Origin of the sequence: Mesorhizobium sp. M0195 (assembly GCF_040322115.1) — a bacterium.
In the GTDB taxonomy this organism is placed as follows: domain Bacteria; phylum Pseudomonadota; class Alphaproteobacteria; order Rhizobiales; family Rhizobiaceae; genus Mesorhizobium.
In genome coordinates this window covers 60,941-82,817 of record NZ_JAMYSV010000018.1, presented here as the reverse complement: position 1 = coordinate 82,817, position 21,877 = coordinate 60,941, and the positions used below count along the sequence as shown (strand labels likewise).

The following is a 21,877-nucleotide window of genomic DNA, read 5'->3' as shown; positions in this document are numbered from 1 at the left end:
GCTTTCGTTTGCGCCGTTCTGGCCTCCTTGAAGGCGGCACTGGCATCGGCCGTCGGTCGGCAAAGGGCACGGAATTGAACCCGTATCGACTGGTGCTGTTTGGTCAATGCACCGTGAACGAAACGAACTCAAAACGCCAACCTCGGGCTAACTCCAGGTTTCCACCGCCTGGTCAGGCTGCTTCTCGCCGGTGGAGCCTTGCTACGCGCTACCCGGTAATGGAAGAACAGTTGATGCGTGTCCGGCGTTGCGTTGGATTTTTTTGAGGGAGCAGGCAAATCATGACGGGAATTCCCGATCTCGTGGCCGTAAAGGCGATGGATGCCGCGGATCCGCTGCGCGCGATGCGCGACCGCTTTGTGTTGCCGCAAGGAGTGATCTATCTCGACGGCAATTCGCTAGGAGCTGCTTCACGTGCCGCCTTCGATGAATTGCGCAAGGCCGCGACCGAAGAATGGTCGCATGATCTCATCCGCGCATGGAACACGGCCCGCTGGTTCAACATGCCGCTTGAACTTGGCGACCAGCTCGGGCGCCTGATCGGTGCCGCGGTCGGCCAGACGGTGGTCTGCGACACGACGTCGGTCAACATCTACAAGCTGCTGCACGCGGCCATGGCCATGCGACCGGAGCGGCAGGCCATCGTCGCCGAGGGAGATAGTTTTCCGACAGACCTCTACATGGCTGAGGGTGTGGTTTCGACGCGAAAAGATGCGCTGCTGCGCCTCTCGGGGGTCGACGCGCCGACCATCGAGGAGCTGATCGACGATCGCACCGCCGTGGTGCTGGTCAATCACGTCAACTACAAATCGGGCGAACTGCGCGACATGCCGGCTCTGACGCGCACGGCCCAGGAAGCCGGGGCGATGATCGTCTGGGATCTCTGCCACACCGCTGGCGCGATGCCAGTCGAGCTCGACAAAGCAAACGCCGATTTTGCCGTTGGCTGCACCTATAAATATCTGAATGGCGGCCCGGGCGCGCCTGCCTTCATCTATGCGGCTGAGCGGCATCTTTCCGACATCCAGCAGCCGCTCACCGGCTGGTGGGGCCATGCACGACCCTTCGCCTTCGAGCCAGGCTATGCGGCCGGCACCGGCATCCGCCGGTTTCTGTGCGGCACCCAGCCGATCCTTTCGATGCGCACGCTGAAGGGCGCGCTCGACATCTGGGACGATGTCGACATGACTGCGGTGCGCAAGAAGAGCATCGCACTGGCCGATCTGTTCATCGAGCTTGTCGAGGCAAAGTGCGGCACTTACGGCCTCACGCTCGAAAGCACGCGCGATGGGGAAAAACGCGGCAGCCAGATTTCATTCATGCATGAGCATGGCTACCAGATCATGCGCGCGCTGATCGAACGTGGTGTGATCGGCGATTTTCGCGCGCCATCGACCATGCGCTTCGGCTTCACCCCGCTCTATGTCGGCTATGCCGATGTCTGGCAGGCCGTCGAAGTGCTTGAGGACATCCTGCGCACCGGTGCGTGGAAGGATGCGCGCTTCGCCATCAAGGCGGCTGTCACTTGAGATTGATGCGAGAGCTGGAATCGTGAGGCTGGCGATGATGCGCCGCGCGATGCTCGCGGCTAGGTTGCAAGGCCATATTGCCAGGGAGGGCGCAGGGTGTTCGAACGTCATATTGCCGATTGGGACAACGCCTATGCCAACGGCGCCAACATAGCCGGCAGCGATCGCTGGCCGGCGGCCTGGGTCGAGCCCGCGCAGGTTTTCCGCGAGGCGCTTTCGACCGAGGGCAGGGCGCGGCTCGACCTGGCCTATGGCGATAACCCACGCAACCGGTTCGATCTTTTCCTGCCGGCCACCAAGCCGAAGGGGGTCGTGGTGTTCGTCCATGGCGGCTACTGGATGGCATTCGACAAGAGTTTCTGGTCACATCTTGCCGCGGGCGCTGTTGATCGCGGCTATGCAGTTGCCATGCCGTCCTACACGCTCTGTCCGCAGATACGCATTGGCAGCATCGTCAAGGAAGTCGGCGCGGCGATAGGCAAGGCGGCGGCGATGGTCGCAGGGCCGCTGATGCTGACCGGGCACTCGGCCGGCGGCCATCTTGTTAGCCGGATGGTTACCAGGACAACGCCGCTGGCGCCCGAAGTGGTCCGGCGCGTTCGTCACGTGGTGTCGATCTCGGGGGTGCATGATTTGCGCCCGATCATGCGCACCGGCATGAACGAGACGCTGGCGATCGATGAGGCCGAGGCGCAGGCCGAAAGTCCGGTGCTGCTGCGCCCGATGGAAAAGGCCCGCCTGACCTGCTGGGCCGGCGGCGGCGAGCGCGCCGAATTCCTGCGCCAGAGCGCGTTGCTGGCCAACATCTGGATCGGCCTGGGTGCCGCGACCAGCTCCGTGGTCGAGCCCGACCGGCATCATTTCAACATCATCGACGGTTTGGCCGATCCAGACCATCCGCTGACCCGGACCTTGACCTCGGAGTGAGGCAGGTTCAGCGTAGCATCAGCACGTCGCAGGGGGAGCCCGCCGCCGCAGCAGGCGCGAACGGCGCGCGGACGATCAGCCCGTTGGCATCGGCCAGCATTTTCAGCATCGAGGAGTCCTGGATGCCGAACGGCGTCGCCACGAGCGCACCGGCGTCGTCTGTGACAACAGCCCGCACATAATCTTGCCTGAGATCGTTGGCCGGCATGGCAGCACCGAGCCGTGCCCGGCGGATATCCTGCTGAAAGGCGCGGCCGCCGAGCCGCGCCAGCAGCGGCTTCAGGAAGAGCTGAGCGCAGACCAGGCTCGCCACGGGGTTGCCGGGCAGGCCGATGCAGCGAATGTCGCCCAGCCGCCCGAACATCAGCGGCTTGCCCGGTCGCATGGCGATCTTCCAGAAATCGAGCGTCATGCCTTGCCCGGTCAGCACGTCATGGACGAAGTCGTGGTCGCCGACCGAGGCACCGCCCAGCGTGACGATGACGTTCGCGCCAGCCTTCACGGCCTTTTCAACCAATGCCGCGATCGCCTCCCTGCGGTCCGGCGCGATACCGAGGTCGAGCGCCCGCGCACCGACCGACTGTGCGGCGGCAGCGACACCATAGGCGTTAGAGGAGATGATCTGGTCGGGGCCAAGCTCGCTGCCCGGCGGCAGCAATTCGTCGCCGGTGGCGATGATGGCGACCAGCGGCCGTTTGACCACGCCGACCTCGGGGTGATTGGCCGATGCCGCCAGCGACAAGGCGGCCGAATCGAGCAGGCGGCCTTTGGGCAGCAGGACATCGCCCTTGGCGAAATCGAGCCCAAGGCGGCGGATGTTGCGCCCCTGCGCCGTCGGCTCTGTCACTTCGACGCTGCCGCCGCCGAGGTCGCGGACGTTCTCCTGGATGACGATAGTGTCGGTGCCTTCGGGAAGCGGCGCGCCGGTAAAGATGCGCACGGCCTGCCGCTGCTGCACCGTTCCGGCAAAGTCGCGTCCGGCCGGCGCTATGCCGATCACCGAAAGCCTTGCGGGTAGGGACGCGATGTCAGCCGCCCGCACGGCATAGCCGTCCATGGCGGAGGCGTTGAACGGCGGCTGGGTGCGGAGCGCCACAACCGGCTCCGCCAGCACGCGGTCGGCGGCATCCAGCAGCGCGACACGTTCGCCCGGCAGCGCAACTGCTCCGTCCAGCAGGCGCTCGAGCGCCTCGGCAACTGGGACCAGCGCCATTAGCGGCCTGCCTCGGTGGCCCCGGTGATCTTGTAGTCGCCGGATTTACCGCCGGTCTTTTCAACCAGCCTGATGCCGGAGATGACCATGGCGCGGTCGACCGCCTTGGCCATGTCGTAGATGGTCAGGCAAGCGACCGAGACGGCACTCAAGGCCTCCATTTCAACGCCGGTCTTGCCAGTGACGCGGGTCAATGCCGTCACCTTCAGGCCGGGCAGTGCGACGTCCGGCTCGATATCGACAGATATCCTGGTCAGCAGCAGCGGATGGCAAAGCGGGATCAGCTCATGCGTCTTCTTGGCCGCCATGATGCCGGCAATGCGCGCGGTGCCCAGCACGTCGCCCTTCTTGGCGTCGCCGGCGAGGATCACGTCCAGCGTCTCGGGCCGCATCGCGACAAAACCTTCCGCGACTGCCGTGCGCACCGTCTCAGCCTTGTCGCCGACATCGACCATGTTGGCTTCGCCCTGCGCGCCAAGATGGGTGAGGGCGGCCGCCATCTCAGACCGCCTCTGCCGGCGCCTTGCCCGTCAACAGCAGGCGCGTTGCCGCAGCCACGTCCTGTTGACGCATCAGGCTCTCGCCGACCAGGAAAGTAGCGATGCCGCTCCGCTCCAGCCGGCGGCAATCGTCATGCGAAAAGATTCCGCTCTCACTGACTAGAAGGCGGCCGCCCGGCACCATCGGTACCAGCCGTTCCGAGGTCTCGAGGCTGGTTTCGAAAGTCCGGAGATTGCGATTGTTGATGCCGATCAGCCGCGACGACAGCCGCAGCGCACGTTCCATTTCCGCCTCATCATGCACTTCGACCAGCGCGTCCATGCCGAGCCCGAAAGCTGTCGCTTCGAGTTCTCTTGCCAACGCGTCGTCGACGCTGGCCATAATGATCAGGATGGCATCGGCGCCCCATGCCCTGGCCTCGTAGACCTGATAGGGGTCGAACAGGAAATCCTTGCGTAAGGTAGGCAACTCGACGGCAGCGCGCGCAGCGGTGAGGAATTCGGGCGCGCCTTGGAAAGAGGGTGTGTCGGTCAGCACCGAAAGGCAGGCGGCACCGGCTTTCGCATAGGCCCTGGCCAGCGCCGGCGGATCGAAATCGGCGCGGATCAGGCCTTTGGATGGGCTAGCTTTCTTGATTTCGGCAATCAGCGCAAACCCGCCGGATTTGCGCGTTGCTTCAAGGGCGGAAAGAAAGCCGCGCGGCGCGTCGGCATGCGTCGCCCGTGCCTTGATCTCGGCCAATGGCACGCGTGCCTTGGCCGCCGCGATCTCGTCGCGCTTGTAAGCCTCGATCTTGCGCAGGATGTCGGACATGGTTTTAACCGTTCGAAATCTCGACCAGCCTGTCGAGCACTTTCAGCGCGCGGCCGCTGTCGATGGCCTGCGCCGCCGTTACCATGCCGTCGGCAAGCGTCGTCGCCTTGCCGGCTACCACCAGCCCGGCGCCGGCATTCATCAGCACCGTATCGCGAAAGGCGCCAGCGGCGCCGCCCAGCATGTCGCGCAGTGCCTGGGCGTTGTGGGCGGCGTCGCCGCCGCGCAACTCGTCCTTGGTGTGACGCGTCAGCCCGACTGCTTCCGGGGTCAGCACAAAGCTGCGTATCTCGCCGCCGGCCAATTCGGCGACCTGCGTCTCGCCGGTGGTGGTGATCTCGTCATAGCCGTCGCCATGGACGACCCAGGCGTGGTCGGCGCCAAGCTCCTTCAACGTTTCTGCCACCGGCATGATCCATTCGGGCAGGAACACGCCGACCATCTGCCGTCTGACACTGGCTGGATTGGAAAGCGGGCCCAGCAGGTTGAAGATGGTGCGGGTGCCGAGCTCGACCCGGGTCGGGCCGACATGCTTCATCGCCGGGTGATGCGCCGGCGCGAACATGAAGCCAACGCCGGTCTCGTGAATGCAGCGGCCGATCGTCTCTGGAGGGATGTCGATCTTGACGCCCAATGCGATCAGCACATCGGCGGCGCCGGTCAGCGAGGACAGTCCGCGATTGCCGTGCTTGGCGACGGGCACGCCACTGCCGGCGATGACGAAGGCGGATGCGGTCGAAATGTTGACGCTGTGCGAATTGTCGCCGCCGGTGCCGACAATGTCGATAGCGCCCTCGGGGGCTTCGACGCGCAGCATCTTGGCGCGCATGGTGGCGACGGCGCCGGCGATCTCGCTGACGGTCTCGCCGCGCACGCGCAATGCCATCAGGAAGCCGCCTATCTGGCCCGGAGTAGCATCGCCCGACATGATAATGTCGAAGGCCTCGCGCGCCTCCTCGAAAGAAAGAGCGCTGCCGGCGGCGACCTTGGCGATGTGGATCTTCAGTGCGCTCATCTGGCCAGGGCTTGGGTTACGGCCGTCTGATCGATGCGGACGTCATATTGCGTCTGCAACTGCGCTACCAACTGGTCGAGCAGGTCGTCGGACATGCCGGATGTGAAGGATTTCTGTGCGTCCTGGGGTACTGAGCTGGCGTCGGCCCCGGCGGGCTCGAATACCTCGGCAACCTTGAACAGGATCTGTCCGTCGCCGGTGGGCGAGGGGATCAGCCCGGTGCCGCCTTCGCCGACGCCGAACATCGCGGCGGCCCCTTCCTTGCCGAAATCGACGTCGTCAGCATCGCGCTTGACGCCGCGCTTGGTCTGTTTTTCGAGCTTGAGCTCACCGGCGATCACCTCGAGCGTGGCGCCGGCCTTGAGACGCTTCTCGAGCTCTTGCGCTTTTGCGGTGAGCCGTTTGGTGGTCTCCGCCGCGGTCCAGTCGGCCACGACCTTCTGGCGGACTTCGTCCAATGTGCGGTCACGGGCCGGCGTGATCGCGCTCACGTCGTAGAAGACGAAGCCGTTATCGGCGGTGGTGAGAGCTTCATTGTCGGTTCCGGGTTCGGATTCGAACACCGCCTTGATGAGCGCCGGCGATTCCGGCAGGTCTTTGACGATGCTTCCATCCGGCCGTTGGCCGGTGCGGTCGATGGCGTCGATGGTGACGACCTTCAGCTTCAATTTGGCGGCTGCCTCGGCGAGCGAACTGCCCGAGGCGCGCGTATCCTCGTAATTGTCGTGCACGTCCAGCAAGATGCGGCTTGCCTCGCCCAGTGCCAGGTCCTTGCGGATCTGCTCGGATACTTCGGCCAGCGGCTTCACCACTTCCGGCTTGATCTCGGTGACGCGCAGCAGAACGGGACCAAATGCGCCTTGTACGACCGGGCTGACCTCATTGACGTTGAGCTTGAAGGCAGCGTCGGCGACCGCCTTGTCAGCGATCTTGTCCTTGGCCAGCGTGCCGAGCAGCGTGTCGGCCGGGGTCTTGCCCTCGGCAGCGACGATCTTGTCGAAGGTCGCGCCGGTCCTGAGCGAATCGAGCGCCGCCTTTGCGGCATCAGGCGTCTTGAATACAAGCTGCTCGATGGTGCGCATCTCCGGCGTGGTGTAGCGCGCCTTGTTCTTGTTGTAGTCGTCGCTGACCTGTTGGTCGGTCACCGCGCTCAAATCCATGATGTCTTCCGGCTCGAGCCTGACATAGGAGAACTTGCGGTATTCGGGAGCGGCGTAGGTTTTCTTGTTTTCCTCGAAATAGGCTGAAAGCGCGCTGTCGGACGGCGCTTCTATCGGCTCGACAAGCGATTTCGGCAAGGTCAGGTAGTCGATGGTGCGATCTTCGCCGCGATAGAGCGCGACTGCCTTGAAGAATGTATCAGGGGCCTTGAGGCCGTCCGAAACCGCCTCGACGATCTGCTGGCGGACCGCGACCTGGGCGCGGTTCTTCAAATAGTCTTCCGGCCGCATGCCGATCTGCCGAAGCAGGTACTCGAACGTTCTCCTGTCGAAGGTTCCGGCAGGCCCTTTGAACGCCGGGTCTTCACGCGTCAGTTCGGCGAGCCGGTCCTTGGACAGGCCGAGGCCGAGCTTGCGGGCCTGCTCGTCGAGGACGGCACCCGATACGAGTTGCGCCAGCACCTGGTTGTCGATGCCGAGCGCCGTCGCCTGCTCACGGCTGATGCGCTGGCCGAATTGCTGCGACATGACGCTGAGCTGGCGATCGTAGGCGAGGCGGTATTCGTTGATAGAGACCTTGGTGCCTCCGGCCGTGATCACGGCGTCATGGCCGGCAAGACCGCCCATCAGCCGTCCCGAGATACCCCAGACGGCGAAGCTCAACACCAACAATGACAGCAGCAGTTTCGCGACCCAGGTCCCCGCCGCACTTCTCAACATACCAAGCATGAGTACTTCCGATTTTTGCGCATTTCGCATGCGCCGAGTCTGAAACAAGCGCAATAGCGCCCTTCCTGCTCACTGTCGATTGCTTTGTGGCCTGATTTTGATAGTGAGGGCCAGCTGGAAATTGCCCGGAGAAACAATCCCATGACGCCTGGAATCCGCCCGCTCGTCGCCGGCAACTGGAAAATGAACGGTACCAGCGCCTCGCTCAACGAGCTCAGGATGATCGGCAACGGCTTCATGAGCGGGCTCGACGCCGAGACCGAAGCGGTGCTCTGCGTGCCGGCGACCTTACTTGCGCACGCCGCCGAGATTCTGTCGCGCACACCGGTGCGGGCCGGCGGAGAGGATTGCCACACCGAGGAAAGCGGCGCCTATACCGGCTGCATTTCGGCCGAGATGCTGAAGGATGCAGGAGCCAGCCATGTCATTGTCGGCCATTCCGAATGCCGCGCCGATCGCAAGGAGGACGATGCCTTAGTGCAGGCCAAGGCCTCCGCCGCATGGCGTGCCGGGCTGGTGGCCATCATCTGCATTGGTGAGACAAGAGCCGAACGCGAAGCAGGAGCCACGCTCGACGTGCTGTCGCGCCAGGTCGCTGGCTCGGTCCCGCCAAACGCCACGGCTTCCAACACCGTCATTGCCTATGAGCCGGTATGGGCGATCGGCACCGGCTTGACCCCGACCGCCGCCGACGTCGCCGAGGCGCATGCGCATATCCGCGAAGAACTGGCCCGGAAGCTCGGCAATACGGCGGCCAAGATGCGCATTCTCTACGGCGGCTCGGTCAAGCCGTCCAACGCCGTCGAGTTGCTAGGCGTCAGGAATGTCGATGGCGCGCTGGTCGGCGGCGCCAGCCTAAAGGCGGCGGACTTCCTCGGCATCGCGGAAGCCTATCGAAACATCGCTTGATACAAGGCTGCTTGCTGCATTTGAGCGGACGGCCGGCGCCGAAATCGTTGCAAAGGACGCATTGCTTCCCATATTCCGGCCACGGGCTTGGAAATGCCGTCAAAGCATTGTATTGAGCCGCCTCCAAATCAGCGGCCGCACCAGGCCTTGCCAGGATAAATTATGGAAACCGTACTGATCGTCGTCCACCTCATGGTCGTGCTCGCGCTTGTCGGCGTGGTGCTGCTGCAGCGCTCCGAAGGCGGCGGCCTCGGCATCGGCGGCGGATCGGGCTTCATGACCGCGCGTGGCGCCGCCAATGCGCTGACGCGGGCGACGGCGATCCTGGCCGCGGCTTTCTTCGTCACGTCGCTGACACTGTCGATCGTAGCGCGCTATGGCGAGAAGCCGATCGACATTCTCGATCGCGTGCCGGCGACCTCGGACGGGGCAGGCAAGGGCGTACTCAACCAATTGCCCGGAACCACGACGCCGACGCCGCCTTGGGGCACCACGGCGCCGACCCCGCCGTCCGGCAATGGCGCGGCAACGACGCCGCCGGCAACTGCTCCGGCGACGCCGCCAGCGACAAACGGCGCCACCGCGCCGGCCACGCCGCAGGTCCCCAACCAGTAATAGGGCATCTTATGCCGCGATCTGTTGTCGTTTGAACACAGTCGCGGCAAATGCCGCACGATCACGAAGATTCGACCGCACCGCGCGCTTGAGGCGCTTCCGGCTAATCGATTATAGGTTGCACGCGGCATTCTCGGCGTCCTTGGGGGGCGCCGGGCGACGCCGTGGGCAACAAGCATTGAACGATCGGATCTTCCCCATGCAGCTTCGCAGCTTCATTTTTGCCGGCCTTTGTGCCGTGCTCAGCCTAGGTGCGCCCGCTTACGCGGCCATGCCGATGGCAAACTCGGCCCATAAAGCCGCAGCAACAACCGACGTCGTCAACGTCGCTGCCAAAAGCGATGCGGCGCAATTGAAGCTCCTCAAGAAGAAGAAAGATCCGACGCCGGACGACCTTGCGCAGATCCGCAAGATCGAAGCCAAGATCGCAGCCGACAAGGAAGCCGCTCGCGCCAAGGCACTCGAAGCCAGGAAGCTGGCGATGCGGGAGGCGGCGAAAGCCAAAGCCGATGCGGAACGGCAGGCATTCCTTGCCAAGAAGAGCCAGCCGCTCGCGGCGGCGAAGGTGGCTGACGCTACGCCAGCCAAGAAGAAGAAGACCCTCAACATCATCGAACCGATTGCGCCCATTGCGCCGATCCAGTCGGCCGAGCCGATCCCGGCCGAGGCTATGAACGTTGCCCTGACCGGCAACAACGGCGAATTGCGCAGCGAACCGGTGGGGCAGAAGCCGCAGAGCGTCGGGCTGTTCGCGGGACTGTTCGGCGGCACATCTTCGTCGTCAATGTCGCTGCTTCCGGAAACACGCGCGCTCGACGCCGCGCTCGAAAGGAAGCAGGCCAAGCGGCAGTTCAAGGTCAAGCCGGAATTCGTGCCGCAGGAGGTCGAATTCACTGGCTACAACCCGGGCACCATCGTCATCGATACCAGCGCTCGCCGTCTCTACCTCGTCGAATCATCGTCAACCGCCCGCCGTTATGCCATCGCGGTCGGCCGGGAAGGCCTGCAGTTCAAGGGTACGGTTGCCGTCGGCGACAAGCAGGAATGGCCGCGCTGGATTCCGACGCTGGATATGCAAAAGCGCGAACCCAAGCACTATGGCCAGTACAAGGACGGCATGCCCGGCGGCGGCGACAATCCGCTCGGTGCGCGCGCCATCTATCTTTACGACGGCAAGAAGGATACCCACCTGCGCATTCACGGCACCATCGCGCCGCAGTCGATCGGAACCAGCGCCTCCAATGGCTGCTTCCGCATGATCAACGAGCACGTCATGGACCTTTACCGCCGGGTGAAAGTAGGCACCAAAGTCGTCATCATCTGACGCTTTGACAGATCGTGCCAAAAGGGCCGGCCTCGCCGGCCCTTTTGTTTTGATACGCCAACGACCAGAGCGCCTTCTTGGGAAAAAGCCTTCGCGGCGGTTTTTTCTCTGGCGGAATCAATTCGGCCGCGTTAAGCGATGACTCCCATGGCGCGATATGTATTCATCACAGGCGGCGTGGTTTCCTCACTTGGAAAAGGCATTGCTGCGGCGGCCCTTGGGGCTCTCTTGCAGGCGCGGGGCTATCGCGCACGCATCAAAAAGCTCGATCCCTATCTCAATGTCGATCCCGGCACGATGTCGCCCTATCAGCACGGCGAAGTCTTCGTGACCGATGACGGGGCCGAGACCGATCTCGATCTTGGCCATTATGAGCGCTTCACCGGCCGCTCGGCCAACCAGCAAGACAACATCACCACCGGCCGCATCTATAAGAACATCATCGAGCGCGAGCGGCGCGGCGACTATCTCGGCGCCACCGTGCAGGTCATTCCGCACGTCACCGACGAGATCAAGAACTTCGTCCTCAACGGCAATGACGATTACGATTTCGTGCTGTGCGAGATCGGCGGCACCGTCGGCGACATCGAAGCGATGCCGTTCCTGGAGGCGATCCGCCAGCTCGGCAACGACCTGCCGCGCAACAACGCCGTCTACGTCCACCTGACCTTAATGCCTTACATTCCGACGGCAGGCGAACTGAAGACCAAGCCGACGCAGCATTCGGTCAAGGAGTTGCGCGGCATCGGCATTGCACCCGACATACTGCTGGTCCGCGCCGACCGGCCGATCCCCAAGGAAGAGCGCAGAAAGCTGTCGCTGTTCTGCAATGTCCGCGAAAGCGCCGTCATCCAGGCGCTCGACGTCCCGCACATCTACGACGTGCCGATGGCCTATCACAATGAAGGGCTCGACTCGGAAGTGCTGGCCGCCTTCGGCATCGATCCGGCGCCGAAGCCGCGCATGGAACGCTGGCAAGCGGTGTCCAACCGCATCCACAATCCGGAAGGCGAAGTGACCATTGCCGTCGTCGGCAAATATACAGGCCTCAAGGACGCCTACAAATCGCTGATCGAGGCGCTGTCGCATGGCGGCCTCGCCAACCGGGTGAAGGTCAAGCTCGACTGGATCGAAAGCGAGATATTCGAGAAGGAAGACCCGGCGCCGTGGCTGGAGAAGGTCCATGGCATTCTCGTCCCCGGCGGTTTTGGCGAGCGCGGCTCGGAGGGTAAGATCCTGGCGGCGAAGTTCGCGCGCGAGCGCAAGGTGCCGTATTTCGGCATCTGCTTCGGCATGCAGATGGCCTGCATCGAGGCGGCGCGTTCGCTGGCCGGCGTCGAGCACGCATCATCGACCGAGTTCGGCCCGACCGAGGAGCCGGTCGTCGGCTTGATGACCGAATGGCTGAAGGGCAACATGCTGGAAAAGCGCAGGGAAACCGGCGACCTTGGCGGGACCATGCGGCTCGGTGCCTACCAGGCCGACCTCGCCAAGGGATCGAAGATCGCTGAGATCTATGGCGATACCCAGATTTCCGAACGCCATCGTCACCGCTACGAGGTCAATGTCGACTACAAGGAGCGGCTCGAGAATTGCGGCCTGGTGTTTGCCGGCATGTCGCCGGACGGCGTGCTGCCGGAAACGGTCGAATATCCAGACCACCCCTGGTTCATCGGCGTGCAGTACCATCCCGAGCTGAAAAGCCGGCCGCTCGATCCACACCCGCTGTTTGCCAGCTTCATCGAGGCGGCGGTAGAGCAGTCGCGTCTGGTCTAGACTAGCCGCCCATGCAAACTTACGTCGCGCTGCTCTACAGCGTTGTTCTGGGCGAGGGGCGGCGGGTCGCCATGTCCGATCTGAAGGCGATGGCCGAAGACCTGGGCCTGAATAACCCGCGCACGCTGGTGGCGACCGGCAATCTTGTTTTCGAGGCGCAAGAAACAGAACTTGCGGCGTTGGAGCAGCGGCTGGAGGCGGCGTTTGCAAAGACTTTCGGCCGCCACGTCGACATCGTCGTGCGCCGCGCCGACGGCTGGCTGAGGCTGGCGGCCGGCAATCCGTTCCCAGCCGAATCGGCTGAGGCCGCGGACCAGGTGGCGGTGCGCGTGATGCGGGCGCCCGTTCGCGACGAGGCCGCCGCGGCGCTTGAGGCCTATGCCGGCGAGGGCGAGAAGCTGCGGATTGTCGGCGGCGACATCTGGATCGTCTTTTCGCGCGAGACGCCGAGTTCGCGGCTGCTTGCAGCGGTCAGTCACAAACGCCTGGGCATCGGCACCTCGCGCAACTGGAACACCGTACGCCGCCTGGCCGAGATGGTCGCAGAATGAACGGGCGGCTTGCGCCGCCCCGAATCGCTCAAGCCTTGGCTATCCTGGCTCCGGCACCGAGTGCCATCGTGCGCAGCACGTAATAGATGACGCCGGCAATTGCCACGCCGAAGAACCAGCCATAGACGCCCCACCATGACGGCAGCAAACCGGTGAAGTTTGGCAGGATCGAGGAGAAGACCGCGCCGATGCCGGCGGCGATGAAGGCATTGACGTGCCAGCCGCCCTGGAAGCGGAATTCGCCATTCTCCCTGTAGAGCGCCTCGACGTCGACCTCGCCCTTCCGGATCAGGTAATAATCGACCATCATCACGCCGAAGATCGGCCCCATCGTCGCGCCAATGATGTTGACGAAGGAGGCAGCACTGCCTTCCCAGGGCGCAAAAGGATAAAGCACAAGCGCTATCAACGCCGCGATGTAACCGCCCTTCTTGAAGTCGATCTGGCGTGGAAAGACGTTGGAGAAGTCGAAGGCCGGCGACACGAAGTTCGCCACCACATTGATGCCGAGCGTCGCCACCGCAAAAGTCAGCGCTGCGAGCGCCGCCAGGAACCAGCTGTCGAACTTCGCCGAGATCTGGTCGGGATGCAGCAGCACTTCGCCATAAACGTCGAAGGCGGCGATCGTGGTGACGCCGGCGACAAGCGAGAACAGGATGAGATTGACCGGCAGGCCCCAGATGTTGCCCTTGCGCAGCGATGCCTTGTCCGGTGCATAGCGGGCGAAATCGCAGAAGTTGAGATAGAGCGCAGAGAAATAGGTCACCCAGATCGCCGCCACCGCAAACAGCGAGGTCCAGGAGCCCGGCGTGCCCGGCACGCCCGCGTCCTTCGTCTTTTCCAGCAGCACATCCATCGGAATGTCGCTGGTGAAGGCGAAGGTGCCTGCCTTGATGCAAAGATAGATGGCCAGGATCAGCATCATCACCCACACCGCCGGTCCGGCCCAATCCTGGAAGCGGCGCACCGTTTCCATGCCCTTCTGGATGATCAGGAGCTGCAGCGCCCAGATGACGGCGAAGCAGATCACCTCGAGCCCGGAGTGGCCGAGGAAATGTGTGCTCTGGTTGAAGTCGGCGAACCATTGCGAGCGGATCAGCAGAGCTACGATCGCGCCTGAGGCAGCCGCCGTCTGCGCGCCGTACCAAAAGCAGGCGACTATGGCGCGCACCAGCGCCGGTATGTTGGCGCCCCAGATGCCGAAGGAGGCACGCGCCAGGACAGGGTAGGGCACCCCGGTCTTCACGCCGGCATAGCCGACCATGTTCATCAATGCATAGATGATCAGCGAACCGATACCGATGGCGATGATGAAGTTGACGAAGCCGCCGCAAAACAGGAACAGGCTGGCCGCCAGATAGTAGCCCCACAGGCTGTGGACATCCGACGTCCAGACGTTGAAGATCGAGAACGGTCCCCAGTTTCGAACCTTCGCCGGGGCGAGATCGTCATTGTACAGGTCCGGTGATGCGCCTTGTATGGTCATTGCTATGTCCTCCCCTTGTTATGGCACGCGCCTCCACGCATGGCGGCAGGTTAAGCCTGACGCAGGGGAACCGGCAAGCAGACGATTTGCCGGCTTTGGCCTTAAAGACATTCAATGAGAAACGCGCTATCGGCCGGACGATGCCGTGGCTGCGATGTTGATCTTCGCCCTTGATTCGGTCTCTGCGTGCTTGTCGGCCGGTAGAGCACCGGAGACCGCCGACGTCTCGAAACTGGCCTTGAGCCAGGCTATTGCGCCGGTCACGTCGTCGAGGGCATAGTTTGCGGCTGTCGGCCCGTTCGGCTTCACGCGGATGGAGATGCCGCCAATTTCATTGATCGCCTCGAAACCGTGTTCGTCCGATGTATCGTCTCCGAGGAATATCGGCCGCCGGCCGACAAAGGGCGGAATGTCCATAAAACGCCGGATGGCTGCACCTTTGACGGCTTCCAGGGGCATGAGCTCGACGCCGGCGTTTCCCGGAAGCACCCGATAACCCTTCGGAAGCCGGGCCAATGCCTGTTCGACGAGCTGGATTGCGGGCGCAAGCAGTTGCGGTGCTGCTCTTGTATGAACGGCAAGGACCGGCCCCTTGCGCTCGACATAGACCTTGCCGCTGCCCAGTTCGGCCTCGATCTCGTCGGCAAGGGCGGCGATGTCGGCCGGCGCGTCGGCGGTATCGATCGGACCGGTCGGCGTCAGCCGGTGCTCCAGCCCATACAGTCCGGCGATCCGCAGCTTCAGCGGATGGAACAGCTTGTCCACGGCGGGGATCGATCGGCCGGTGATGAAAGCGACCGCACCATCCAGCCCCCGCTCGATGCGTCCAAGCAGATTGCGCAATTCCTCGCCGACAAACACCGCGTCGGGATGGGCAGCGTGTTCCAGCAAGGTTCCGTCGATGTCGAGGAAGAGCGCCCATTGCCCTAGCGGCAGGTTCAAAGCCGGCGGTTGTTCAAAGCTTTTCACGATGCTGCCTTCCGTGCCCGCTCGAACATCGAGATGACGTTGTTGGTGTTCAATGGCGGGCGCTCGCCGGTTCCGGTCACCCTGTCGAGATCGCCGCGTTTGCGCAGGCGCGCGGCGTCCAGCAGCATGCTGCCGGCCCAGCGGTAGACATTGTTGTCGCGGACCATCTCGCGCATCGGCCGCAAACGTTCGCGCTGCTCTTCCGGCGTCATCGTCAGCGCCTGCAACAGCGCCTCGCTCATCATGGCCGCATCGTAGGGGTTAACGATCAGTGCTTCCAGCAGTTCGCGCGAGGCACCGGCGAAGGTGCTGAGCAAAAGCACGCCTTGTTCGTCGTCGCGCGCTGCGACGAATTCCTTGGCGACAAGGTTCATGCCGTCATGCAGGCTGGTGACCATGCAGATGTCGGCGGCGCGATAGACCTCGTAGACCTGCTCCTGCCGATGATGTTCGGCGACCATCAGGATAGGACTGTATGTCTCGCTGCCATAGCGTCGGTTGAGCTCGTCGGCATAGCGGCGGCATTCGTCGTGGAGTTGCTGGTAGGCGGGCAATGTCCCCCGGCTCGGCGCCGCGATCTGCAGGAAAACCACCTTGCCTATCCATTCGGGATATTTCGTGAACAATTCGTCCAAGGCATGGAAGCGATCGAGAATGCCTTTCGTGTAGTCGAGGCGCTCGACTCCGATGCACAGTTTGGTATCCGCTGACAGGCCGAATCTGTCGCGGACACGGGCGCGGCACTCCTCGACAGACGGCAGTTTTGCCAGCAATTGGGCCGGCCATTCTATGGAAATGGGATAAGCGTGGACCAATGTGGTCTGCCCACCATAGGAGATTGCCGCGTCTGCCCGTTCTATCCGGCTCTCCAGAAAGCGGTCGACACTTTCGGTGAAGTTGTTGGCATGGAATTGGGTATGAAAGCCGATGATCGAACTGCCGAGCAGTCCCTCCAGGATCCGCTCACGCCACGGACAGATGCTAAACACTTCCGAATTGGGCCAGGGGATATGCCAGAAGGTGATGACTATCGCGTCCGGCAGGCGCTGGCGAATCATGCGCGGCAGCAGCGCAAAATGGTAGTCCTGCACCAGCACGATCGGCCGTTCGTTGCGGGCTTCGGCAACCACCGTATCGGCGAATTTGCGGTTGACGGCCTCGTAGGCGTCCCAGTCCGAGGCGCGAAACACGGGGCGGGTGAAGGCGATATGGCAAAGCGGCCATAGCCCCTCATTGGCGAAACCCAGATAATAGCCCTGATATTCCTCCTCCGTCAGCCAAACCCTGCGCAGCGTGTAGGACGGATTGCCTGGCGGCACCTGCACCCGGTCGTCCTTGTCGACGGTGAGGCGGTCTGCCGTGCCGCCGCCATAGGCGATCCAGGTGCCGGCACAGGCGCGGGTGATGGGCTCGAGTGCCGAAACCAGCCCGCTGGCCGGCACTAAAAGTTGCACGCCGTCATCCTTGATGTTGTGGATGTAGGGTTCGCGGTTGGACACCACGATGACCTGTGCGTCCGGCAGGTCGTCGGCCAGGATCTTGCGCAAAGTGTCGGGCGACCACGTGACGAGTGCCGCATCGGCCGATTGACCGTTCTTTTCGAACTCGCGCAGCACCTTGCGTGCCGCTTCCGACGCGACATCCTCGCTCGGCGTGTATGCGGCCGCCGTTGCGCGGCCGCGGCGCTGGCGGGATATCGATAGGAGAATGGCAAAAGCGGAAAAGCCAAAACTTGCAATCAGCAAAACCCAGAGCAGGTTTACAGGATAATCTGACATGGAATGTGATCTCGCCTCCGGCCGGCCGATAGCCGTTTCTATTTGTTTTTCTGGTTCGCTGCCGTGTGACGACGACAGCATCCCCCGCTGCCCATTTTTGCAACGCACAAAGAGGCTATCGGTTCCGGACGATTGCAATGCCGGGCATCATTTCGATGCGCCGCAGCGCGGCGGGTATCAAGTGCGCACGATGAGCGGCACCATCCCCTCATACCGATCGGCGAGAAAGGCGACGACCCGGTCGCCGACACGCTGGAATGTGAGGTCGACCACCGTCGAGCCGACACCCAGATGCCGCAATGTCAGCGTGTCGATGCCGATCGGCAGCCTTGGGCGGGTGACCCGGATTTCGCTCTTCCAGCCGTCGATTTCGAGGCCAAGGCAGGCCTGCATCAGCATGAAGGCCGATCCCGCCGACCAGGCCTGCGGCAGGCACGCGACGGGATAGGCGATCGGCGCTTCGCCCGGCGACCGGGTAAAGCCGCAGAACAGTTCCGGCAGCCGCATGTTGAAATGGACAGCCGATTCGAACGTGCCGCTCATCAGTCGGACCACGCTGTCGCGCACGCCGTAACGTGCCAGGCCGGCACCGCACATGGCGGTGTCGTGCGGCCAGATCGAACCATTGTGGTAGGACATCGGGTTGAAGAATATCGCATCGTCGGCCAGCGTCCTCACTCCCCAACCAGAGTGGAACGACGCGGAGAGCAGCTGATCGGCGACCATCTGCGCCCGTTCCGGCTCGGGCAGCCCGACATAGAGAAGATGGCCGGCATTCGACGTCCGTACCTTGCAGAGCTCGCCTGCACCATCGATCGCCAGTGCATAGAAATTGAGATCGTCCATCCAGAAATGGCGTTCCACCGCGGCGCGCATGGTTTCGGCGCGTTCCTCCCAATGATCGGCCTTGTCGTCCTCGCCGCGGCGGCGGGCGAGCGCTGCCAGCCCACGGAACGCAGCAAAGACGTAGCCTTGCACCTCGACCAGGGCGATCGGCCCCTTGGGCATGCGGCCATCGGCATGGAAGACGGAATCGAAACTGTCCTTCCAGCCCTGGTTGGCGAGGCCGGTCTCGGCGCCGCGCTGGTAGGTAACGAAGCCGGTCGCGCGGCTTGTCTCTTCCGTCCATTCGGCCGCTGCACAAAGCGATGGCCACAGGCTGTCGACGAACGCCATGTCGCCGGTACGATCCGCATAGGCGCAAGCGAGATGAATGTAGAGCGGCGTGGTATCGACACCGCCGTAGTAGCGGCCGAACGGGAGCTCCCGCAGCGCCGCCATCTCGCCCTTGCGGGTCTCGTGCATGATCTTGCCCGGCTGCGAATCGCTGAACGGCGACGTTTCGGTTGCCTGATGCTGGGCGAGAAAGGCAAGTACGCCGCGCGCCAGCCCAGGATTCAACCACAGCATCTGCAGTGCGGAAATCACCCCGTCACGGCCAAACGCCGTCGAGAACCAGGGTATGCCGGCATAGGGGTAAGGTCCGGTTGCAAGCTCGGTGGTCAGCAACGCCACGTCTGCGCGCGCGCGTTCGATCCAGTCGTTGAAGACGCGGCCGGAGCTGTGCACTGTCGCGCCGTGGCGGCGTTTGGCGCGCATGCCGAAGCGAGCGCGGGCGGCGGCAGCCCGAAAACGGTCACGGTCGGGTGTCTCCGCCACCTCGGGGCCGACCTCGATATAGAGGACCTCGCTGCTGCGCTTCGTCACCGCAACCAGGAAATCCGCGCGGCTGGCGGTCAAATTGTCCGGCGCCTGCGAGAACGAGATCGCCGACAGGCGCACGAGCTGGTCCAGCCCGTCATATCGAAGCACCACGGATGTCGGACTGGTCTCGGCGGCGTGGGCTATTCCGCGCTTGAGCCGGGTCGAACCGCGCACCTCGAACATGTCGCGGAAATCTGCTGCGAAATGCAACGAAACCCGAATGGCCGACGATTCCTGGCTGTAGTTGGAAAGTGTGATGCGCTCGAACAGCCGGTCCTGCCAAAGCAGCCTGACGCGTTCTATGTGGATCGCGCCCTGCGGAATGTCGCGGCCACCGACACTCTGGATCGGCAGATTGGTCAGGTTCGAGGTGAAAAGCACATTGTCCTGGCTGAGCGATGCGCCCAGCAGCGACATTTGCCGGCCACCGATCGTCAGCCGGAATTCCGAAAGCACACGCGTGTCGTCTCGGAAAAAGCCGTCGCCGGCGCCGCGGATGTCGCCATAAGCGTCGGCCACCGCGAAGCAGTCGCCTTGCTTGAGGGCGAACAGTCGGTGCGGCTCCCGGGGCGCAACCTCGTCGAGCGAGGCAAGGGCTACAGCGGGATCAAGCTTACGCTCGTCGAGTTGATTCATACGTCACAAGCTCTGTCGTTTCGTTTCCAACGTCCACAATGACGCCGATCAGGACGCTCTCGCTTCACCGGGAGTGCCGATCAGGCGCGCATAGGCAGTCACATAGTCGTGGGCCATTCTCGTGGCAGAAAAACGGTTTTCGAATACGGCTCTCACCTGTCGCCTGTCGAGGCGCAGCAATTCCGGTATCGAGGCGACAGCAGCATCGACTGAATCGACAAGGAAACCGGTCACGCCGTGGTCGATGATCTCCGGCAGGGCACCGCATTTCCAGGCGATCACCGGCGTGCCGCAGGCCATAGCCTCTATCGCGGCAAGACCGAACGGCTCCGGCCAATCGATCGGAAACAGCAGGCCGGCCGCCTTGCCGAGGAATTCCGCTTTTCTGTCCTCTTCGATCTCGCCGATGTAGTCGACACGGTCGCCGTCGATCAGCGGCTCGACCGTGTCGTGAAAAAAAGCGCGGTCGTCGTCGCCGATCTTTGCCGCAACCTTCAGTTTCAGCCCGGAGCGCAAGGCGATCTCAATGGCACGGTCCGGCCGCTTGTCGCGCGACAGCCGGCCCAGAAAGGCCAGATACGGCTCGTCCGCATCCGTCTCGAAAGTCGGCTCGTAGATATTGATCGGCAGCCCGTGATGGATGGTCGCCAGCCAATTGGCCGTGGGTAGCCCGGTTCTCTGGCTGCGCGAAATCGAGATCATCGGAAAGCGCGGAAAACGTTCGTAGGCCGGGGCCAGGTCGACATAGTCGAGCCTGCCATGCGGTGTCGTCACCGTGCGGTCAGGTATGTGTTCGAAGAAAGGAAAATGCAGGAAGTGGCTGAGATGGAAATGGATGATGTCGAACTGTTGCGCCCGGTTCCTCACCTCGGCGAGCATCGCGAGATGCGCCGCGGTTTCGGATTTGTGCGGGCGCGGATCGAGACGGAGCGCGCGCTCGCGACACGCCACCAATTTCGCCGATGTCTTGGTATCGCCGCTGGCGAACAGGGTCACGTCATGGCCAAGCTCGACCAATCCCTCGGTCAGATAGGAGACGATGCGCTCCGTCCCTCCATAGAACCGGGGTGGCACGGATTCATGGAGCGGCGCCACATGGGCTATTCTCATGTTTTGGCATTTCCCTCAAACAAGACTGTTCGTGGCATCGAAATGCATCAGCCGCGCTAACGTTCCCGTACCATAGCAAGATGTCATCCAATTGGGGCAAGATGTCATCCGATAGGGGCTGCCGGGCGTTTCCACCGCTGCTCGTCTGGTCCGGCCAACATTTTCCAAGCCAAGCCCTCTTTGCCGGGAACCAAAGCCCGGTTCGCGAGTTTAGTGGGGTTCGATCGCACGCAACCGGTCGACGGGGAGGAACGATGGACCGTTTGCAATTCTTTTCACCTGTGCGGATTTTGCGTGGACAGGGACAGCCCGTGGAGGAGATCGACAGCGTTGCCGAAGCAATGGCATTCTTGCGAAAATGGCCGGCCGGGCGTCGCGGGCCGGTTTACCAGTGCGCCGTGAATTGCTGCGCTGCTGCCATGGCCGGCCGGATGTCGGCCGAGGAAGCGCGAAAGGCTTTTACCGGCTTCGCACGGATCACCCGCCTGCTCGAGGGCGATCGGCCGTTGCCGATGAGCGGCGAGGATCGGCATCGCGATCACGCGCTGAGGCGATAGGCGCGCCAACTGCCGCAGACCGTCAGATCACGGGTGGCATTCAGCCGGAGCGCCCGATCGGCGACCGACGCGCTTTTGCGAACAGACGCGTTCATGGCCTGCAAATGCACAGGCCAGCTTCTGTCGACGAGCATCGCGACAGCCAGCGCAAGACCAAGCAATCCTGCGGGGCCGGTGAGGGGCGCGGTCGCCGATTTCGGTTGGAGCGTCAAGCTACTACTCCCGTTGTTATGAGGATTGATTGCCGTTGGCGGCCGCCAGGTCGCCGGCATGGGTCAAGTAGAGTGGCCACCGCCGCTGGTACCGCCTGTTCCGCTGGTCGATCCGCCGCCGTCGATCCGCTGCTGCCGCCGCTCGAACCGCTGGAGCCGCTTGCGGCGCTGCTGCTTGTCCCATCGTTGCCGCTGCTGGACCCGCTACTGCCGTCATTGCCGCCGCTCGAAGCACCGCTGCCGCTTGATCCGCTGCTGCCGCTCGAGCCGCTGCGGCCACTCGAACTGCTTGTCCGCTCGAACCGCTGCCGCTTGAGCTGCCGATGGGCCCCTTGTTGACATTGTGCGGGGAGGGATGGTTGT

General features: G+C 63.2%; 20 protein-coding genes. 9 read left to right on the top strand and 11 right to left on the bottom strand.

The features are described from left to right. Positions 1-281: 281 nt before the first annotated feature. Together kynU and NKJ12_RS25935 are read left to right on the top strand one after the other, a co-directional pair. Positions 282-1,529 carry a kynureninase gene (kynU, locus tag NKJ12_RS25940; RefSeq protein WP_352705970.1) on the top strand — a complete coding sequence of 416 codons (1,248 nt, stop codon included), beginning with the start codon at positions 282-284 and terminating at the stop codon, positions 1,527-1,529. Between the two features lie 96 nt (positions 1,530-1,625). Beyond that, positions 1,626-2,456 (top strand): hormone-sensitive lipase, encoded by an 831-nt coding sequence (locus NKJ12_RS25935; protein WP_352688332.1) that lies wholly within the window; start codon positions 1,626-1,628, stop codon positions 2,454-2,456. Positions 2,457-2,463: 7 nt separating this feature from the next. Here NKJ12_RS25935 and NKJ12_RS25930 read toward each other — a convergent pair whose 3' ends face one another. From NKJ12_RS25930 to NKJ12_RS25910, 5 genes are read right to left on the bottom strand one after another with little or no spacing between them, the layout of a single operon-like run. Beyond that, entirely contained in the window at positions 2,464-3,669 is a 1,206-nt protein-coding gene (locus tag NKJ12_RS25930; protein ID WP_352705968.1) for a molybdopterin molybdotransferase MoeA, read from the bottom strand. Then, the gene (gene moaC, locus NKJ12_RS25925; protein ID WP_352645656.1) at positions 3,669-4,169 is read right to left on the bottom strand and encodes a cyclic pyranopterin monophosphate synthase MoaC; all 501 of its coding nucleotides are present in this window, start codon (positions 4,167-4,169) and stop codon (positions 3,669-3,671) included. The genes NKJ12_RS25930 and moaC overlap by 1 nt, the downstream gene beginning before the upstream one ends. Before the next feature lies 1 nt (position 4,170). Then, positions 4,171-4,983 (bottom strand): indole-3-glycerol phosphate synthase TrpC, encoded by an 813-nt coding sequence (trpC, locus tag NKJ12_RS25920; RefSeq protein WP_352705965.1) that lies wholly within the window; start codon positions 4,981-4,983, stop codon positions 4,171-4,173. A 4-nt stretch (positions 4,984-4,987) separates the two neighbouring features. Beyond that, entirely contained in the window at positions 4,988-5,998 is a 1,011-nt protein-coding gene (gene trpD, locus NKJ12_RS25915; RefSeq protein WP_352705963.1) for an anthranilate phosphoribosyltransferase, read from the bottom strand. After that, positions 5,995-7,887, bottom strand: a complete 1,893-nt coding sequence (locus NKJ12_RS25910) for a SurA N-terminal domain-containing protein (protein WP_352705960.1) — start codon at positions 7,885-7,887, stop codon at positions 5,995-5,997. The genes trpD and NKJ12_RS25910 overlap by 4 nt, the downstream gene beginning before the upstream one ends. Positions 7,888-8,028: 141 nt before the next feature. Here NKJ12_RS25910 and tpiA point away from each other — a divergent pair, with 141 nt between their 5' ends. The 5 genes from tpiA to NKJ12_RS25885 all read left to right on the top strand — a co-directional run bounded on the left by tpiA (position 8,029) and on the right by NKJ12_RS25885 (position 13,062). Beyond that, positions 8,029-8,796, top strand: coding sequence for a triose-phosphate isomerase (tpiA, locus tag NKJ12_RS25905; protein WP_352507308.1), 768 nt, complete (start codon positions 8,029-8,031; stop codon positions 8,794-8,796). A gap of 162 nt (positions 8,797-8,958) precedes the next feature. Further along, positions 8,959-9,411 (top strand): preprotein translocase subunit SecG, encoded by a 453-nt coding sequence (secG, locus tag NKJ12_RS25900; protein ID WP_352705958.1) that lies wholly within the window; start codon positions 8,959-8,961, stop codon positions 9,409-9,411. Positions 9,412-9,610: 199 nt separating this feature from the next. Continuing rightward, positions 9,611-10,735: a L,D-transpeptidase gene (locus NKJ12_RS25895; protein WP_352705956.1), complete on the top strand. Its 1,125-nt coding sequence runs from the start codon at positions 9,611-9,613 to the stop codon at positions 10,733-10,735. Between the two features lie 147 nt (positions 10,736-10,882). Further along, positions 10,883-12,511 carry a CTP synthase gene (gene pyrG / locus NKJ12_RS25890; RefSeq protein WP_254817292.1) on the top strand — a complete coding sequence of 543 codons (1,629 nt, stop codon included), beginning with the start codon at positions 10,883-10,885 and terminating at the stop codon, positions 12,509-12,511. A gap of 11 nt (positions 12,512-12,522) precedes the next feature. Then, entirely contained in the window at positions 12,523-13,062 is a 540-nt protein-coding gene (locus tag NKJ12_RS25885; RefSeq protein ID WP_352705954.1) for a DUF1697 domain-containing protein, read from the top strand. Between the two features lie 28 nt (positions 13,063-13,090). Here the strand turns inward: NKJ12_RS25885 and NKJ12_RS25880 are convergent, their stop codons facing one another. The 5 genes from NKJ12_RS25880 to NKJ12_RS25860 form a co-directional block, all read right to left on the bottom strand. Further along, positions 13,091-14,548 carry an NCS1 family nucleobase:cation symporter-1 gene (locus NKJ12_RS25880; protein ID WP_352705952.1) on the bottom strand — a complete coding sequence of 486 codons (1,458 nt, stop codon included), beginning with the start codon at positions 14,546-14,548 and terminating at the stop codon, positions 13,091-13,093. Positions 14,549-14,674: 126 nt separating this feature from the next. Continuing rightward, the gene (otsB, locus tag NKJ12_RS25875) at positions 14,675-15,517 is read right to left on the bottom strand and encodes a trehalose-phosphatase (protein ID WP_352705950.1); all 843 of its coding nucleotides are present in this window, start codon (positions 15,515-15,517) and stop codon (positions 14,675-14,677) included. Beyond that, positions 15,514-17,295, bottom strand: a complete 1,782-nt coding sequence (locus tag NKJ12_RS25870) for an alpha,alpha-trehalose-phosphate synthase (UDP-forming) (protein WP_352705948.1) — start codon at positions 17,293-17,295, stop codon at positions 15,514-15,516. The genes otsB and NKJ12_RS25870 overlap by 4 nt, the downstream gene beginning before the upstream one ends. A gap of 177 nt (positions 17,296-17,472) precedes the next feature. Continuing rightward, positions 17,473-19,635: an amylo-alpha-1,6-glucosidase gene (locus NKJ12_RS25865; protein WP_352478897.1), complete on the bottom strand. Its 2,163-nt coding sequence runs from the start codon at positions 19,633-19,635 to the stop codon at positions 17,473-17,475. A 48-nt stretch (positions 19,636-19,683) separates the two neighbouring features. Continuing rightward, complete coding sequence (locus NKJ12_RS25860; protein ID WP_352507303.1) at positions 19,684-20,745, bottom strand: glycosyltransferase family 4 protein; 1,062 nt, start codon at positions 20,743-20,745, stop codon at positions 19,684-19,686. 254 nt (positions 20,746-20,999) lie between these two features. Between NKJ12_RS25860 and NKJ12_RS25855 the strand changes: the two genes are divergently transcribed. Continuing rightward, positions 21,000-21,302, top strand: coding sequence for a DUF982 domain-containing protein (locus NKJ12_RS25855; protein WP_254817285.1), 303 nt, complete (start codon positions 21,000-21,002; stop codon positions 21,300-21,302). On the opposite strand, the gene NKJ12_RS25850 is transcribed toward NKJ12_RS25855, so the two are convergent. After that, positions 21,284-21,514, bottom strand: coding sequence for a hypothetical protein (locus NKJ12_RS25850; protein ID WP_352507301.1), 231 nt, complete (start codon positions 21,512-21,514; stop codon positions 21,284-21,286). The two genes, NKJ12_RS25855 and NKJ12_RS25850, sit on opposite strands and share 19 nt — an antisense overlap. A 72-nt stretch (positions 21,515-21,586) precedes the next feature. Between NKJ12_RS25850 and NKJ12_RS25845 the strand changes: the two genes are divergently transcribed. Continuing rightward, a complete protein-coding gene (locus tag NKJ12_RS25845; protein ID WP_352705944.1) occupies positions 21,587-21,853 on the top strand; it encodes a hypothetical protein in 267 nt (88 codons plus the stop codon). The last annotated feature ends 24 nt before the right edge of the window (positions 21,854-21,877 follow it).

Excerpts from the sequence above, each read along its gene's own strand:
- kynU (WP_352705970.1), top strand. The coding sequence starts at position 282 with ATGACGGGAATTCCCGATCTCGTGGCCGTAAAGGCGATGGATGCCGCG.
- NKJ12_RS25930 (WP_352705968.1), bottom strand. The coding sequence starts at position 3,669 with ATGGCGCTGGTCCCAGTTGCCGAGGCGCTCGAGCGCCTGCTGGACGGA.
- moaC (WP_352645656.1), bottom strand. The coding sequence starts at position 4,169 with ATGGCGGCCGCCCTCACCCATCTTGGCGCGCAGGGCGAAGCCAACATG.
- trpC (WP_352705965.1), bottom strand. The coding sequence starts at position 4,983 with ATGTCCGACATCCTGCGCAAGATCGAGGCTTACAAGCGCGACGAGATC.
- trpD (WP_352705963.1), bottom strand. The coding sequence starts at position 5,998 with ATGAGCGCACTGAAGATCCACATCGCCAAGGTCGCCGCCGGCAGCGCT.
- NKJ12_RS25910 (WP_352705960.1), bottom strand. The coding sequence starts at position 7,887 with ATGCTTGGTATGTTGAGAAGTGCGGCGGGGACCTGGGTCGCGAAACTG.
- tpiA (WP_352507308.1), top strand. The coding sequence starts at position 8,029 with ATGACGCCTGGAATCCGCCCGCTCGTCGCCGGCAACTGGAAAATGAAC.
- secG (WP_352705958.1), top strand. The coding sequence starts at position 8,959 with ATGGAAACCGTACTGATCGTCGTCCACCTCATGGTCGTGCTCGCGCTT.
- NKJ12_RS25895 (WP_352705956.1), top strand. The coding sequence starts at position 9,611 with ATGCAGCTTCGCAGCTTCATTTTTGCCGGCCTTTGTGCCGTGCTCAGC.
- pyrG (WP_254817292.1), top strand. The coding sequence starts at position 10,883 with ATGGCGCGATATGTATTCATCACAGGCGGCGTGGTTTCCTCACTTGGA.
- NKJ12_RS25885 (WP_352705954.1), top strand. The coding sequence starts at position 12,523 with ATGCAAACTTACGTCGCGCTGCTCTACAGCGTTGTTCTGGGCGAGGGG.
- NKJ12_RS25880 (WP_352705952.1), bottom strand. The coding sequence starts at position 14,548 with ATGACCATACAAGGCGCATCACCGGACCTGTACAATGACGATCTCGCC.
- NKJ12_RS25870 (WP_352705948.1), bottom strand. The coding sequence starts at position 17,295 with ATGTCAGATTATCCTGTAAACCTGCTCTGGGTTTTGCTGATTGCAAGT.
- NKJ12_RS25865 (WP_352478897.1), bottom strand. The coding sequence starts at position 19,635 with ATGAATCAACTCGACGAGCGTAAGCTTGATCCCGCTGTAGCCCTTGCC.
- NKJ12_RS25860 (WP_352507303.1), bottom strand. The coding sequence starts at position 20,745 with ATGAGAATAGCCCATGTGGCGCCGCTCCATGAATCCGTGCCACCCCGG.
- NKJ12_RS25855 (WP_254817285.1), top strand. The coding sequence starts at position 21,000 with ATGGACCGTTTGCAATTCTTTTCACCTGTGCGGATTTTGCGTGGACAG.